The sequence below is a fragment of the Ruegeria sp. AB10 genome (genome assembly GCF_056542745.1).
Map to the genome: position 1 here is coordinate 712,194 of NZ_JBQGAI010000001.1, position 14,828 is coordinate 727,021.

Genomic DNA, 14,828 nt, shown 5'->3' on the forward strand with positions numbered 1-14,828 from the left:
GGCAAGCCCTGTTTGGGAGATTTATGACATGTTTCAGTCCTTTGAGGTGACCGCGCGTCCGGAACAGGGGCCGCCACGGTTGGCTGCGCTGCGCCAAGAGATTGCGCGAGAGGGGCTGGACGGGTTCCTGATCCCACGCGCGGATGCGCATCAGGGCGAATATGTGGCCCCTCGGGACGAGCGGCTGGCCTGGCTGACCGGCTTCACCGGATCGGCGGGGTTTTGCGCCGTTTTGACCGACATCGCGGGTGTATTCGTGGATGGTCGCTATCGGACGCAGGTGAAGGCGCAGGTTGCCGCGGAATATACGCCCGTGCCGTGGCCCGAAGTCAGTCTCAGCGCGTGGCTGAAAGAGCAGTTGCCAGACGGCGGCAAGGTGGGCTTTGATCCCTGGCTTCATGCCGCTGGTCAGATCGAGAGCGCCCAGAAAGAACTGGCAGGCACCGGGATCGAACTGCTGCGGTGTGACAATCTGGTGGACCGGGTGTGGGACAATCAACCCGCCCCGCCGATGAACCCAGTCAAGGCGCACCCGATTGAGTTTGCCGGTGAATCGGCGAACAGCAAGATCACCCGCCTGGCCGAAGCGCTGCGCGACGCCGACTGCACCGCGGCTGTAATCACATTGCCGGATTCGATCATGTGGCTGCTGAACATTCGCGGCTCGGATATCGGGTATAACCCGGTGGCGCACGGCTTTGCCATTTTGAACGCCGACGGGATGGTGGATCTGTTCATGGCCGACAAGAAGTTGACGGTGGCTTTGGGCGAACAGGTGCGGATTCATGCGCCGGACAGGTTTCTGAGCGCTATCAAAGCGCTGGACGGGCAGGTTCAGGTCGACTTGGGTACTTTGCCTCAGGCGGTTGCGGATGTGTTGCAGGAGCGGATGGTGGATAACGGCGATCCTTGCGCTCTGCCCAAGGCCTGCAAGAACACCGCCGAAATCGCTGGCAGCGCCGAGGCGCACTTGCGGGACGCGGTGGCGGTGATCGAAACTCTGTGCTGGCTGGATGCCCAGCCCCCGGGCACGCTGACCGAAACTCAGGTCGTCACGCGGCTTGAGGAAAACCGCCGCAAGGATAATGCGCTACAGGATATCTCATTCGATACCATCGCGGGCACCGGACCCAATGGCGCGATCATGCATTACCGCGTGACCGAAGAGACCGACAGCCGCCTTGAAGACGGGCAGATACTGGTTCTCGACAGCGGCGGGCAATATCTGGACGGCACCACGGACATCACCCGCACCATCGCCATCGGTGATGCGGGCGACGAGGAGAAATCCTGTTTCACCCGCGTGTTGAAGGGCATGATTAATCTGTCCATGCTGCGCTGGCCCGTTGGGCTGGCCGGGCGCGACATCGAAGGCATCGCGCGTGCACCGCTTTGGGCTGCGGGGCAAGATTTCAACCACGGTGTCGGCCATGGCGTTGGCGCGTATCTGAGCGTTCACGAGGGCCCTCAGCGCCTGTCGAAGGTCAGCCATGTTCCGCTGCAACCGGGCATGATCCTGTCGAATGAGCCGGGATATTACCGTGAAGGCGCCTTCGGCATCCGCATCGAAAACCTTGTCGTCGTGCAAGAGGCCCCGGCCCTCCCCGGTGGAGACGACGAACGCGCCATGCTGAACTGGCGTACGTTGACCTATGTGCCCATCGACAGGCGGCTGATTGTGGTCGACATGCTGACAACGGCAGAGCGCGACTGGCTGAACGCCTATCACCGCGACGTTGCGGAAAAGATCCGGCCAAGGCTGGGCGATGACGCTCAACTGTGGTTGGATGCCGCAACCGCGCCGGTTTGACACCGGACTGTTACATATACCGGGCAGAGGAGTGGCCCAGAAGAGACGAGGAATGCAAAATGGTTGAGATCACGATCCGCAAGGCACCGGGCAAATGGAGCGTTCGTTCGGGCGGCGCTGTACTGGGTGAAAGCACTGGTGCCCTGGAATTGTCGGAGGGGGACCTGACCCCGGTGATCTATTTTCCCCGCTCGGACATCGCGATGGCGTTTCTGGATATGACCGACAAGATCGCGCATTGCCCGCATAAAGGCGATGCGACGCATTTCTCGATCGTCAACAAATCCTCGGTGACCGAGAACGCGGCGTGGAGCTATGAGAACCCGCTGCCTGCCATGGCCGAAATCAAGGGCTATGTCGCCTTTTATCCGGTCGAGTCGGTGAAGGTTGAGCAAATTTAGGTCATCCGGTTCTGGCCACACAGCCTGCTTCCAAAAGCAAAAAAGCACAGGCCCGGACGCCTGTGCTTTTTTTGTTTCCGGATATGGAACCCGCTTTTCACTCGGCCTGCCGACGCAGCGAGATCAGGATGTCCACGATCGCGTCGATCACCTCGGAGTCATCCAAGGCTGGGTCCGGCATGGACGTTTCCCCCGCCACGGATTGCGGATTGCCGAGGAAGGCAACAAGCTGGCTGCGGTCCCACTCTCCGCCGACGGCAGAAAGAGATTGCGAGTAGTCGAAATCCGCCAGACCCGCGACCTTGCGCCCATAGACTTCACCCAAAGACGGGGCTCCGGCACTGGGCAGCACACCGAAACCATGGCATTCAGCGCAGCCTTCCAGCGCAGTTTCGACCGCCTCGGCCGTGTGTTTGGACAGGTCGAGGTTCCCGATTTTCGAAACGGCGAACTGATAGCTGGGATCAAACTCGCCAACAGTCAGGCGCAGTACCTTTTTCTGATCCGTCCACAGAACCATCGCGTCACCATGTTGATGCACATATCGAATACGAAAACCCAGCGGGATGTGTTCGTTAAACAGGATGCTGTCGCCTTTCGTGCGGATGCGGAATAGGCTGTTGCCTGCCAGTGAACCGGCGATCAGATCGCCATCCCAGGCGGGATGGAAATCGTCAATTGGGGCCAGCGAGCTGATGGCGACCGATGGCAACCAGGAATAAGCTGGCAATTCGAACTCAGGGTGGCGCCCGTAGTCCAGAGTGTCGGGCAGCGGCAGCCGGTTATACCGTGTGCCCAGCGACACCTTCGGCCAGCCGTAATCATTGCCTTCGCGGATAAGGTTCAACTCATCCCCGCCGCGCCGGCCATGTTCAACCGCCCACAGCTTACCCTCGGCGTCAAATGCGATGCCCTGCATGTTCGAATGCCCCTGGCTGACAATGCGGTTCTCGCCGGTTTCAAGGTCAATCGCGATCACCTTGCCATACATCTGCTCGGGGTCCTGAGACAGTGGCACCGGCGCATAAATCCCATCCTGCGCATAGTCACCGGCCGCAAGATAAAGCGTACCGTCTGCATCTACACGAAAACGTCCCCCGGCCATGTGTCCCTGAATGGCGCGACCGTTCGGGTTGGGCGCTAGGCAAGGCTCAGTTGAAAACACAAGGCTCCAGTCATCCGCGCCGATCGACGCATCCGCTGCGGCAGCGCCATCCAGATCCGCCCGTGCGATCGAGGTGCGATAGCAGTTTTCACCCTCGACCCATTCGGTGAACGAAACGAGCAACTCATCGTCCACAACGTCCACATCGTTATAGCGAAAGAAAAAATGGGCGAAGTTGTAGTTCGGATTCGCGGCCTCGAAATCCAGCATGGCCTTCCACCCGTTGGGCGGAGGGGCAATGTCCAGTTTGCGGGCCTCATCCCCGCCTACTTCGAAAAAACTGCCTTCATGCGTCATCAAAAGCAAGTCGTTGCCCAGGCTGGCCAGGGCGCCTCCACCTCCGGCGCGTTCCACCGGAACGTCCAGCGCGCGCATATTCAGCGCGGTGAAAATGGTCTCGACCTGGGTGGTCTGATCGTCGGACCAGACTGGCGCGGTATGGGTCACGCCCACGGGGCGTTTGCGCAGCTTCTCAACCTCAAGAACCAGCAGGACAACCGCTGCAGCCAAGGCCACCATGAGGACCGGGCTGGTCATAAGCCGTTTCACAAATTTCATTCCCTGACCTCATGTTTTTTTTCGTTGGCTGATGCGCGAAAAGGTGCTGCTCTTGCACATAGAAACTGGATTTTCAGGCAGTATCAACCCGGCTGACCGTTTCCAACTGCCGAGATCGGCGAATGTGGTTCACGGGTCCTTTTGGCAACTGCAGATGCCGGAAATGGTCATGCCAGCTCACGCGGCTGTTGAGTGCATGTGAGCAGCGGACCGTGCAGAATACGCGCAGCCACCGCCGGAGGATGCCATGTCGATCACACGCCGCCATTTCGCAGGATTGTTAGGAGCTGCCGCGTTGCCCAGCGCGCTTTGGGCCCAGCAGGACCCGGTGCTAGGGGCCGTCAGGACCACGCTTTTCGGCAGCAACGCGGAATTCGAACAAGGCATGGCCTTTCTGGTGCAACGTGGCAACCCCGACGTTGTTCCCGCCCTGATGACCGGGATGCGCTTTGGCCGGCGACGCAGTGACGAGATCGCCAAGGTCATGCAAACCCTGACTGGCGAAAGCATCGGCATCGACTGGTTCGACTGGATGTTGTGGCAGGAACAAAATCCGCAACTGGTCCCCCACCCCTCTCTTATCCCGTTCAAACGCGAGGTGCTGCTAGGCATCGACCCGAATTTCGACGACTTCTTGCGCCCGGAATACCTGCAGCGGGACAAGATGAAAATCCGGCTGGAAGAGATCGCCTGGGGTGGCGTGCGTAAGGACGGCATCCCGTCACTGGACAACCCGACGCTGATACCGGCCGCGCAGGCCGATTACCTGAAAGAGGACGATCTGGTCTTTGGCGTCTCGATCAACGGGGATGAGCGCGCCTATCCGCTGCGCATCATGGGCTGGCACGAGATGTTCAACGAAGTGATCGGCGGCGTGCCGGTGGCGCTGGCCTATTGCACGCTGTGCGGCTCGGGCATTCTGTTCGAAACGCAGGTCGCAGGGCGGCGCAAACCGTTGATCTTCGGCTCATCAGGGTTCCTGTATCGGTCAAACAAGCTGATGTTTGACCGCGAGACGCATTCGCTGTGGAACCAGTATACCGGCAAACCTGTCGTGGGGCCGCTGGTGGGCAGCGGGATAGAACTGAAACAGCGCCCGGTGGTGATCACCACATGGCAAAGCTGGAAAGCCTCGCACCCCGGTACGCAAGTCCTGTCGCTGAACACCGGGCATCGGCGCAACTATGGCTCGGGGGTGGTGTATCGCGAGTATTTCGCCTCACCCGAGCTGATGTTCCCCGCGCTGGTTGATCAATCCGCGCATCGGCAGAAGGACTACGTCTTTGCCATCCGCCAGTTTGGCGCAGCGCGGGCCTGGCCGCTGCAGGCGTTCAGTAGAACCCGCGTGATCAATGACGCAATTGGCAACCGGCCTCTGGTTCTGATCGGCAATTCCGACAAGCGCACCGTCCGCGCCTATGAGCGGAAATCGCACCAGTTCAAAGCCTCGGATGGCGGGCTTGTGGATCAGAATGGCCAGAAGTGGACCCTGACCGAAGAGGCCCTGATCGGACCGGACGACACCCGGCTGCCGCGTGTCGCAGGGCATGTGTCGTACTGGTTCGCCTGGGACAATTACCTGGGCGATGCGGCAAGCGTGTATCGCGGCTAGGAATGCTCTTCGGCCGCCGTGGCCGCCAACGCGCGGTTATAGGCCTTCAGCGCATCAATATGATAGAGCGCCCCCACCGGGTTTTCACTGCCATCCTCTTCCACGGTCACAACCGGAATGCAGGGAACGTCGTCGCGGTCGAAATAGGGCATTGCCGCCTCCAGCGTGGCATTGGCCTGTACGCAAAGACCCTGGTCGATCAGCTCCAGCGCCTTTTCCCTGGTAATTGACGTCGCATCTCCAATGGGCCGCATCACCGCCCCGGCGCGCAGCATCGCCAGCAGATAGGCTTGCGGCCCGGCGGCCAGATGCACATCGCGGCGTTCCAGCTGGGTCAGGAAGAATGACCGGTCAACAAGGCGCGAGGCCAGCGCCGTGGACATCGAGACCGAGACCATCACGGCGAGACCGATTTGCCAGTCTCCGGTCAGTTCAAAGACGATCATTGTGGTTGATATAGGCGCGCCCAGCACGGCGGCGGCCACGGCACCCATCCCGGCAAACGCATACAGCGTATGTGTCCCTGACACATCCGGCAGCAGCCCGGTGGCGATCAGGCCAAAGGCCAACCCGGTCAGCGCCCCGATCATCAGCGAAGGCGAAAACACACCGCCCCCCATACGTCCACCCATGGTGATTGCCAGCGCCACAGTCTTGATCACCGCAAACAGGATCGCGACCGTCAGGGTCAGGTCGCCGGTCAAAGCCCGGATGGTGGTTTCGTACCCGACGCCGATGATGTGGGGGAACCAGATCGCCAGCAGGCCCAGCATCGCGCCGGACACTGCCGGACGCAGCCAGCGCGGCAGGGACAGGCGGCTTTGGATATGGCTGCCGATATCCTCGGCAAAGAAGATCGAGCGCATCAACAACAGTGACACCAGCCCACAGATCAGGCCCAGGATCAGGAACGCGGGCAGTTCCACATAGAACTGCAGTGATCCGGGCGTCTCCAGAATGAACTCGGTCACGTCGCCGTATTCCAGCCGGTTGATCACCGTGCCCGCGACCGAGGCGATGACAATGGGCGCAAAGGCATGCACGGCAAAATGGCGCAGCACGACCTCAAGCGCGAACAATGCGCCTGCGATGGGAGAGTTGAAGCTGGCCGAAACCGCAGCTGCCACCGCACAGCCCAGCAAATCCCGCCCAGTGATGCCGTCGGCGTGGATACGGTCGCTGACCCAGGTCGAGATCACCCCGGCCATATGCACCACCGGCCCCTCTCGGCCAGACGACCCGCCGGTGCTGAGCGTGATCAGCGAGGCAAAGAACGAGGCAATCCCCGCCTTGCCCTCGACCCGGCCATTTGTCAGTGCGGCGCCCTCGATCACGTCCGCGACCGAGCGCACGCGCCCGTCATCCGTGAATTTGTGCAGGATTACCCCCACAATCAGGCCGCCTATGATCGGGATGATCAGGATCAGAAACCAGGGCAGTTTCTCGGCATGGCTGTGCAGCAGCAGGATGTCTTCGGTATCATAGACATAGGCCTGCAGCGCCCGGATCGCCTTGCGGAATCCCAGCGCCATGAACCCTGCTGCGACCCCGATGGCCAGCGCAATGAACCAGAACTGGATCTGGCTGGGGCCGCGCCGCCGCATCACCCGCCACGCATCCTTCATCGCGGCCAAGGCCTGATTGAGCTGGTTGCGCAGAACGGTGCGGGTCGATTGGGTCATTGGCCCTCGGGGATCAAGTCTTATCCCTTACTAAGCCACGGAGCGTTTTGATAAAAGTGGGATCGCGACGGTTTGGGAACCGGAAAGCGGCAGAATTGTCTCAGGCGTCCAGCAGGGCGCGGGCGGCGGCGCGGGCCTCATCCGTGATGGTATCGCCTGCCACCATGCGGGCGATTTCGTCCACACGGTCGGGATCGGCCAGCGGGATCACGGTGGACAATGTCTGCCCATTGGCGACCTGTTTCTGCACCCGCCAGTGATGCGCCGCGCGGGCCGCAACCTGTGGCGAGTGCGTCACCACCAGCACCTGCCCGCCTTGCGCCAAAGACGCCAGACGGCGCCCCACCGCATCAGCGGTGGCGCCGCCAACGCCGCGGTCAATTTCGTCAAAGATCATCGTCCGGGCGCTGTCGTCGCCGGTCAGACAGACCTTGAGCGCCAGCAGGAACCGGCTGAGTTCACCGCCCGAGGCGATCTTGTTAAGCGGCCCGGACGGTGCGCCGGGGTTGGTGGCGACGGTAAAGGCCACCGCGTCGGTGCCTTCAGGGCCGGGATCAGCGGCAGTGATTTCGGTCTGAAACACCGCGCGTTCCATTTTCAACGGTGCGAGTTCCGCCATCACCGCAGCGTCCAACTGCCCGGCAGCCTGCTGCCGCGTGGCGCGGAGCGTGGCGGCGGCGCTGTCATAAGCGGCCTGAGTGGCCTCAACCGCGGCCCGTTGATCCGCCAGATCCGCATCGCCCGCGTCCAGCCGGTTCAACCGGTCACGCAGAGTATCGGCAAACGCCCCCAGATCGTCCGGGGCCACATCATGCTTCCGCGCCAGCGCGCGGATGGCGAACAGGCGCTCTTCAGCGGCCTCAAGCTCTGCCGGGTTGAAATCCAGCGCCTGAAGGCAAGAATTCACGCCGTCCTGCGCCTCACCTAACTCGATCAGGGCACGGCCAAGCGCGGCGATGGGCTCCTCAAGCCGCCCGCCCGCATTGTCCGACACACCTTCCAACCAACGCACGGCGTCGGACATCGACCCTTCGGCTCCGTCCCCGCCCAGCAGATCAAAAGCACGGGCCACGTCATCACGGATGCGCTCAGCCCCCTGCATCATCCGGCGGCGGGCGTCCAATTCGGCATCCTCGCCCGGCTGCGGGTCCAGCTTGTCCAGTTCCGCAACAGCGTGACGCAGGAATTCCTCTTCGGCGCGCATGGCAGCGAGCGTCGCCTCGGTCTCGGCCAGAGACTTGCGTAGGCGGGACATCTCGGTCCACGCAGCACGTACAGCGGCAAGATGATCCCCTACTCCGGCAAAATCATCCAGCATCGCCCGGTGGCCGCGCGGGTTCAGCAACCCACGATCATCATGCTGGCCGTGCAGTTCGATCAAAGTTTCGGACAGCGCCCGCAGCACCTCGCCGGAACACCGCCGGTCGTTGACCCAAGCGGTCTTGCGCCCCTCGGCCGTGTTGACACGGCGCAGGATCAGTTCCTCGCCGCCGGGCAGGCCAGCTTCGGCCAGAACCGCATGGGCGGCGTGATCGGGACCGAGTTCGAACTCGGCGACCACCTCGCCCTGGGCCGCCCCCTGACGGACCAGTTCGGCCCGCCCGCGCCACCCCAGCACGAAACCCAACGAATCCAGCAGGATCGATTTGCCCGCACCGGTTTCCCCCGTCAACGCATTCAGGCCCGGCTGAAACGTCAGTTCCAGCCGGTCAATGATCAGCATATCGCGGATATCAAGGGCGCGCAGCATCGGGTCTCAGCGTCCCACGCCTGTAGCCATGGCGATTACAACCACTCACCTTTGATCGTCTGGCGGTAGATCTGGCTGAGCCAGTTGTTGCCACGGCTCTTCAGTTCCAACCCGCGCGAGGTCAGCAGCTTGTAGCCCGCATCGTACCACTCGGACGACTGATAGTTGTAACCCAGAATTGCACCGGCCGACTGTGCCTCGTCCACCAGACCCAGCGACAGATACGCTTCGATCAGACGATATAGTGCCTCGGCAGTGTGGGTGGTGGTCTGGAAATCCTCGACCACGACGCGGAACCGGTTGATGGCCGCCGTATAGTGATCCTGACGCAGGTAATAACGCCCGATCTCCATCTCTTTGCCCGCCAGATGGTCAAAGGCCAGATCGAATTTCAGAACCGCCGAGGTGGCGTATTCACTGTCAGGATAAACCTCGATCACCGTCCGCAGCGATTGCAGCGCCTGAAAGGTCAGGCCCTGATCGCGGCCCACTTCATCGATCTGGTCATAGTAGCTGAGCGCCAGAAGATACTGTGCGTAAGCTGCGTCTTCGTCCGTCGGGTAGAAGTCGATATAGCGCTGCGCGGCAGCACGGCTCTCTTCGTAATTCTTATCCGTGTGGAACGAAAACGCCTGCATAATCAGCGCGCGTTTTGCCCAATCGGAATAAGGATACAGGCGCTCCACTTCCGAAAAATACCATGCCGCATCATCCGAGCGATTCTGCGACAGCTCATATTCGCCACGCGTGAAAATCTGTTCCGGCGTAAAGCCTTCCAGGTTCTGATTGCGGTCTGCGCCGGTGTCGCCGCAAGCCGTCAAAACTGCTGTCAGAAGTATCGCGCCCGCGATTCTGACTGCCGCTTTGGTGCCAACCATTCCGCCTATCCTTGTCGTATTGCTTATCGGGGTAAGCCCCGGATTGGGCTTCGGTTTAGCACATATAATTCCGGGGCAAAACGCCTTAGTACGCCCGCTGGCGGAATTGTCGACCGAGGTGAATTAATCAGGCAACTTCGGGGATTTCATCCCAGACAAGGCCCTGCCCCGGCAAGCGCGCGGCCTGTTCCGGGGTGCACAGCACCGGGCGCACCGCGCCGGGTGTTTCGAACAGTTTGCGCAACAGTGTGTTGGTCATGGCATGGCCGGATTTATCACCGGTGAAATGGCCCAGAATCGGACCGCCCGCCAGATAGAGGTCACCCAGAGCGTCCAGCATCTTGTGACGCACCGCCTCATCCGCGTGGCGGAACCCGCCCGGGGTCAACACTTCGTCACCCTGTACGACAACGGCGTTTTCCAGCGTTCCGCCCAAGGCAAGGCCATTTTCACGCATCGCTTCAACATCGGTACGACGGCAGAAGGTGCGGCAATCGCTGAGCTCACGCGCGAACGAACCGTTGCGCATGTCCAGTCGCTTGGCCTGGCTGCCAATCGCGCCGTCTTCGAAATCGATGTGAAAGTCGATAATCAGCCCGTCCGCCGGTGCAATCGACGCGCTGGCGCCTTCGCGCGACGCGGTCACAGGTTTGAGAACTTCAAACGCCAGAACCGGGCTGGCCTGACGGCGCACGCCCTTGGCCATGATGCCGCGCACGAAATCGATCGACGAGCCGTCCATGATCGGAACCTCGGGGCCATCAATCTCGATCAGCGCGTTATGCACGCCACATCCGGCCAGCGCAGCCATGATATGCTCGACAGTCGACACCGAGACGCTGGCCTCGTTCACCAGACGGGTGCAGAGCGGCGTCCGCTCGACCACGTCATAGATCGCGGGGATCAGCGCATTGCCCAGCTCGATATCCGTCCGTTTGAACCAGATGCCGTGACCGGCGGCTGCCGGTTTCAGGACCATCGTCGCAGGCTTGCCGCTGTGCAGCCCGACGCCTGTAAACGTGATCGGAGATTTGAGCGTATGTTGCAAGGTGAACCTCGGTGAGTGGTTTCCGGCCTTTTCGGTCCGTGTTGGACACTCAACTAAGGAAGGTCGCGTCAAGGCTCAACTCACTCTTTGCAACTGAATGAAACATGAATGTAACAGATCGGCAAAAGCCTGCTTACATATGGTCAAACCCATGTATTCAAAAAGAAAAGGGCCGCCAAATGGCGACCCTTTTTAGTTATTTTGTTACCGACTTCAGTTGGCCTGACGGCGCAGGAAGGCGGGGATTTCGATCCGGTCCTGCTCGGGGTCGGCCTCGTCATGCGCAGGTGCCGTAGCGTCAGCTTGGCGCATCGGAGGCTGCTGACGCATCGGCTGGGCCGGGGTATCTGCGGCGTGGCCGGTCATCCGGTCGATCAGGCGGTTAAAGCCAAACCGGGGACGATCCTGCGCATCTGCCTGCGGCGCCGAGGCCGGTTGCTGGGCCTGCGGACGGGGCGCGGGATGGCCACGTTCAGCTGCCGGGATGTTCTGAACCGCAGCCTGCAGACGCTGCAGCGCCTCGGGCGACGGTGTGCCTGCTGCGGCCTGAGGTTGCGGCGCAACAAAGCTCTCGGGCGCGGGTTCAACCGGTTCCGGGGTCGGCTCGAATTCGGCTACACGCGGCTGATAGGCCGGGGGCGGCAGGCCGTCATCGTCCCGCTCTGCGCGCGGCTGGAATTGCGGCTGAACCGGTTCCTCGGCAGTTTCGAACAGCGAGGGTTCGCGGTTCACTTCGGGCTGCGGCGCGGGCTCGGCCACCTCAGCCGCTGCAGCGGGGGTCTCTTCCTGCAGCGGCTCTTCTGCTGAAACGGTGCGGGTCAGCGGCGTCGACATGGACCGGCGCGCAACCGGTACGTCTTCGGTTTTTTCGCTGGCGTCGATGCCGGTGGCCACCACCGACACGCGCATACCACCTTCCATTGCCGTATCCAGGGTCGAACCAACGATGATGTTGGCCTCGGGGTCCACTTCCTCGCGGATGCGGTTGGCGGCTTCGTCCAGTTCGAACAGGGTCAGATCGTGCGAACCGGTGATGTTGATCAGCACGCCCTTGGCGCCCTTGAGGCTGATTTCGTCCAGCAGCGGGTTTGCAATTGCCTTCTCGGCGGCCTGGACCGCGCGATCCTCACCGGTGGCCTCACCGGTACCCATCATCGCCTTGCCCATCTCGTCCATCACGGCGCGAACGTCGGCAAAGTCGAGGTTGATCAGGCCCGGACGAACCATCAGGTCGGTCACGCCTTTAACGCCCTGATACAGAACGTCATCTGCCATCGAGAACGCCTCGGTGAACGTGGTTTTCTCATTGGCCAGACGGAACAGGTTCTGGTTCGGGATGATGATCAGCGTGTCAACGACCTTTTGCAGCGATTCAACGCCGTCTTCGGCCTGACGCATCCGCTTGGCACCTTCGAACTGGAAGGGCTTGGTGACAACACCAACGGTCAGCACGCCCAACTCACGGGCCGCCTGAGCGATGATCGGAGCCGCACCGGTACCGGTGCCGCCGCCCATGCCGGCGGTGATAAAGCACATATGTGCGCCGGCCAGATGATCGACAATCTGCTCGATGCTTTCTTCGGCGGCAGCAGCCCCCACGGCGGGCCGTGCACCGGCACCCAGACCTTCGGTGACCTTCACGCCCAGTTGCACCCGCGCCGAGGACTGGCTTTGCTGTAGCGCCTGCGCGTCGGTGTTCGCGACCACGAAATCGACGCCGTCCAGCTGTTTTTCAATCATGTTGTTGACAGCGTTGCCGCCTGCACCGCCAACGCCAAATACTGTAATCCGAGGCTTCAGTTCGTCGTGCCCGGGCATCGAAAGATTCAATGTCATGCTCTGTCCGCCTGTTTTATTGACCCGCCAAAGCGGTGTTTTTCTTACCTATCCGCTTACAATTCTATCGACCCAAACCGCAAAGGTCACGCCAAAAATCGTCAAATTCCACAAAATATGGAGGAAATAAGGCAGCTATCAGCGGTATTTCGCATTGAACGCCAGATGTTGCGGAATGAACTCAATCCACCACAAAGCAAGCAACACATGCGCCGCAGCCGACATGCACGTCACTTGGGGTTTCTACCGGTTTTCAAGATGCGGAAAACTGCTCAGGTCCTGCCGCAGGGCCTCTGACGGGCCTTGTGGATATCTTGCGGGATAAAACACCGGGCCGCAACCCATTTCTTTAGCTAATTGGGGTACTTGGGCAATTCAGACCGTCCTCGGTGATGCTGCGCACCTCTTGAATTTCACGGCGGCTGAAACTGGCCAGGCGCACCATCAGGCGGTCTTCGTGCAAAAAGGGCCACCAGCAAACCGGCACGCCATCCGGATCGTCATCGTACAAAAAGCAAATCTGGCCATTCGGCGTAGTAATTTGCCCATAAACGCAGCCCCGCCCCTCCATCCGCCAAACGGACAAAGTGGGGCTCAGGAATTCCTCGGTGCCCACCAGAAAGCCGCTGGGGTAGTCATGGAATGTGACCGTCTTGCCTTGCACTGCGGTCAGAAAAGCTTCGGGTGTGATCCAGGTCTGGGCGTGCGCGGCAAACGGGGCCAAAGCGACCAGCGCCGCAACCCCTGCCTGCTTACCAATTGTCACGGAACCAGCGCATCGCGCGTTTGAAGGGCCGTGCGGCATAGGTATCGACCGGAATTTCGAAATCCCACCATTCGTCCTGCGGATGCGCCGCAAACAGGCTGAGCCCCACGGCAGACGAGAATCCCGGCCCGGTCGCCGATTGCGGCAGGCCGTGAACGCGTAGCGGACGGCCCAGACGGACCCGTTGGCCCAGAATACGGGTCGCGAGGCCGTCCAGCCCCATGATCTGACTGCCGCCACCGGTCAGTACGATCTGCTGGCTGGGCATATGCTCGAACCCGGCGGCATCCAGGCGCACGCGCACCTCTTCGAGAATTTCTTCCACACGCGGGCGCATGATGCCGATCAGCTCGGCCCGGCTGACGGTACGGCGGTCATGTTCCCAATCGCCGGTATCGCCACCAATGTCGATCAGGTCGCGGTCATCGGCACCCGTGGCGTGAACACCGCCGTTGAAAGTCTTGATCCGCTCGGCCACCGCAGCCGGAACGCCCAGCCCCATCGAGATATCAGCGGTCACGTGATCCCCACCCATACGGACGCAATCGGCGTAGATCATGTGTTTCTTCATGAAGATCGACACGCTGGTCGTGCCGCCGCCCATATCGATACAAGCCGCGCCCAGCTCCTGCTCATCCTCAACCAGCGCAGAAATCCCGGACACGTAAGCCGAGTTTGCAATCCCCGCCAATTCCAGATCACACCGTTTGATGCAGCGCACGATGTTCTGGATCGCGACCGCATCGACGGTCAGCATGTGCATATCGACCGCAAGGCTCTGCCCCATCTGCCCGCGCGGATCGATCAGGCCCGAGCGGTTGTCCAGCGCAAAATTCACCGGCTGGGCGTGCAGCACCTCGCGCCCGACCCCATAGTCCGGCACGTCGCAGGCATTCAGCACCCGGCCGACCTCGGCCTCGGAAACCACCTGGCCTTCCAGATCGACCTGCGCATCCAGACCGTACGAACGCGGGTTCGCGCCTGAGAAGCTGGCAATCACGTGGTCCACCCGGATATCAGCCATCTTCTGCGCCGCTTGCAGAGCTGTTCGGATCGCGCGTTCGGTCTCTTGCATGGCGGTGACTTCGCCAAACTGTACGCCGCGCGACCGCGTGGTCGCTGCGCCGATCACCCGGAACCCGGTTTGCCCTGCCAGGGACCCGATGCTGTTATCTTCGCTCAGCCGACCGGTGCCGTCGAACCGCAGCACCAGGCAGGCAATCTTGGAACTGCCGACATCCAGAATGGCGACAACACCGCGTTGCATCGCCTGTCTGCGCATCTGTCGCATGGCCCGTTGGGACTGATAAAGATCGGTCATC

General features: G+C 61.3%; 11 protein-coding genes. 3 read left to right on the forward strand and 8 right to left on the reverse strand.

Annotated elements, in window-relative coordinates; translation table 11 throughout:
- Positions 1-28: 28 nt before the first annotated feature.
- Together ACR0NT_RS03585 and ACR0NT_RS03590 are read left to right on the forward strand one after the other, a co-directional pair.
- A complete protein-coding gene (locus tag ACR0NT_RS03585) occupies positions 29-1,810 on the forward strand; it encodes an aminopeptidase P family protein (protein ID WP_170670791.1) in 1,782 nt (593 codons plus the stop codon).
- Between the two features lie 59 nt (positions 1,811-1,869).
- Complete coding sequence (locus ACR0NT_RS03590) at positions 1,870-2,211, forward strand: DUF427 domain-containing protein (protein WP_170670789.1); 342 nt, start codon at positions 1,870-1,872, stop codon at positions 2,209-2,211.
- A 97-nt stretch (positions 2,212-2,308) separates the two neighbouring features.
- Here ACR0NT_RS03590 and ACR0NT_RS03595 read toward each other — a convergent pair whose 3' ends face one another.
- On the reverse strand, positions 2,309-3,934 hold the full coding sequence (locus ACR0NT_RS03595; protein WP_170670787.1) for a PQQ-dependent sugar dehydrogenase: 1,626 nt from the start codon (positions 3,932-3,934) through the stop codon (positions 2,309-2,311).
- 247 nt (positions 3,935-4,181) lie between these two features.
- On the opposite strand from ACR0NT_RS03595, the gene ACR0NT_RS03600 reads away from it, so the two are divergent.
- A complete protein-coding gene (locus tag ACR0NT_RS03600) occupies positions 4,182-5,546 on the forward strand; it encodes a DUF3179 domain-containing protein (RefSeq protein ID WP_170441218.1) in 1,365 nt (454 codons plus the stop codon).
- Here ACR0NT_RS03600 and ACR0NT_RS03605 read toward each other — a convergent pair.
- The 7 genes from ACR0NT_RS03605 to ftsA all read right to left on the reverse strand — a co-directional run bounded on the left by ACR0NT_RS03605 (position 5,543) and on the right by ftsA (position 14,827).
- Positions 5,543-7,228: a chloride channel protein gene (locus ACR0NT_RS03605; protein WP_170670785.1), complete on the reverse strand. Its 1,686-nt coding sequence runs from the start codon at positions 7,226-7,228 to the stop codon at positions 5,543-5,545. The genes ACR0NT_RS03600 and ACR0NT_RS03605 overlap by 4 nt on opposite strands.
- A 100-nt stretch (positions 7,229-7,328) precedes the next feature.
- A complete protein-coding gene (gene recN, locus ACR0NT_RS03610) occupies positions 7,329-8,978 on the reverse strand; it encodes a DNA repair protein RecN (protein WP_170441214.1) in 1,650 nt (549 codons plus the stop codon).
- A 35-nt stretch (positions 8,979-9,013) separates the two neighbouring features.
- Positions 9,014-9,856: an outer membrane protein assembly factor BamD gene (locus ACR0NT_RS03615; RefSeq protein ID WP_170441212.1), complete on the reverse strand. Its 843-nt coding sequence runs from the start codon at positions 9,854-9,856 to the stop codon at positions 9,014-9,016.
- 127 nt (positions 9,857-9,983) lie between these two features.
- Positions 9,984-10,904 carry a UDP-3-O-acyl-N-acetylglucosamine deacetylase gene (lpxC, locus tag ACR0NT_RS03620; RefSeq protein WP_170441210.1) on the reverse strand — a complete coding sequence of 307 codons (921 nt, stop codon included), beginning with the start codon at positions 10,902-10,904 and terminating at the stop codon, positions 9,984-9,986.
- 213 nt (positions 10,905-11,117) lie between these two features.
- Positions 11,118-12,740 carry a cell division protein FtsZ gene (ftsZ, locus tag ACR0NT_RS03625; RefSeq protein ID WP_170670783.1) on the reverse strand — a complete coding sequence of 541 codons (1,623 nt, stop codon included), beginning with the start codon at positions 12,738-12,740 and terminating at the stop codon, positions 11,118-11,120.
- 349 nt (positions 12,741-13,089) lie between these two features.
- Positions 13,090-13,506: a hypothetical protein gene (locus ACR0NT_RS03630; RefSeq protein ID WP_480442614.1), complete on the reverse strand. Its 417-nt coding sequence runs from the start codon at positions 13,504-13,506 to the stop codon at positions 13,090-13,092.
- The gene (ftsA, locus tag ACR0NT_RS03635) at positions 13,493-14,827 is read right to left on the reverse strand and encodes a cell division protein FtsA (RefSeq protein ID WP_170326016.1); all 1,335 of its coding nucleotides are present in this window, start codon (positions 14,825-14,827) and stop codon (positions 13,493-13,495) included. Before ftsA ends, ACR0NT_RS03630 begins: the two co-directional genes overlap by 14 nt.
- Between the last annotated feature and the right edge of the window lies 1 nt (position 14,828).

Bases quoted from the DNA above. Each gene is read 5' to 3' on its own strand.
- ACR0NT_RS03605 (WP_170670785.1), bottom strand. From the start codon at position 7,228: ATGACCCAATCGACCCGCACCGTTCTGCGCAACCAGCTCAATCAGGCC.
- ACR0NT_RS03600 (WP_170441218.1), top strand. From the start codon at position 4,182: ATGTCGATCACACGCCGCCATTTCGCAGGATTGTTAGGAGCTGCCGCG.
- ACR0NT_RS03615 (WP_170441212.1), bottom strand. From the start codon at position 9,856: ATGGTTGGCACCAAAGCGGCAGTCAGAATCGCGGGCGCGATACTTCTG.
- recN (WP_170441214.1), bottom strand. From the start codon at position 8,978: ATGCTGCGCGCCCTTGATATCCGCGATATGCTGATCATTGACCGGCTG.
- ftsA (WP_170326016.1), bottom strand. From the start codon at position 14,827: ATGACCGATCTTTATCAGTCCCAACGGGCCATGCGACAGATGCGCAGA.
- ACR0NT_RS03585 (WP_170670791.1), top strand. From the start codon at position 29: ATGTTTCAGTCCTTTGAGGTGACCGCGCGTCCGGAACAGGGGCCGCCA.
- ACR0NT_RS03590 (WP_170670789.1), top strand. From the start codon at position 1,870: ATGGTTGAGATCACGATCCGCAAGGCACCGGGCAAATGGAGCGTTCGT.
- ACR0NT_RS03595 (WP_170670787.1), bottom strand. From the start codon at position 3,934: ATGAAATTTGTGAAACGGCTTATGACCAGCCCGGTCCTCATGGTGGCC.
- ftsZ (WP_170670783.1), bottom strand. From the start codon at position 12,740: ATGACATTGAATCTTTCGATGCCCGGGCACGACGAACTGAAGCCTCGG.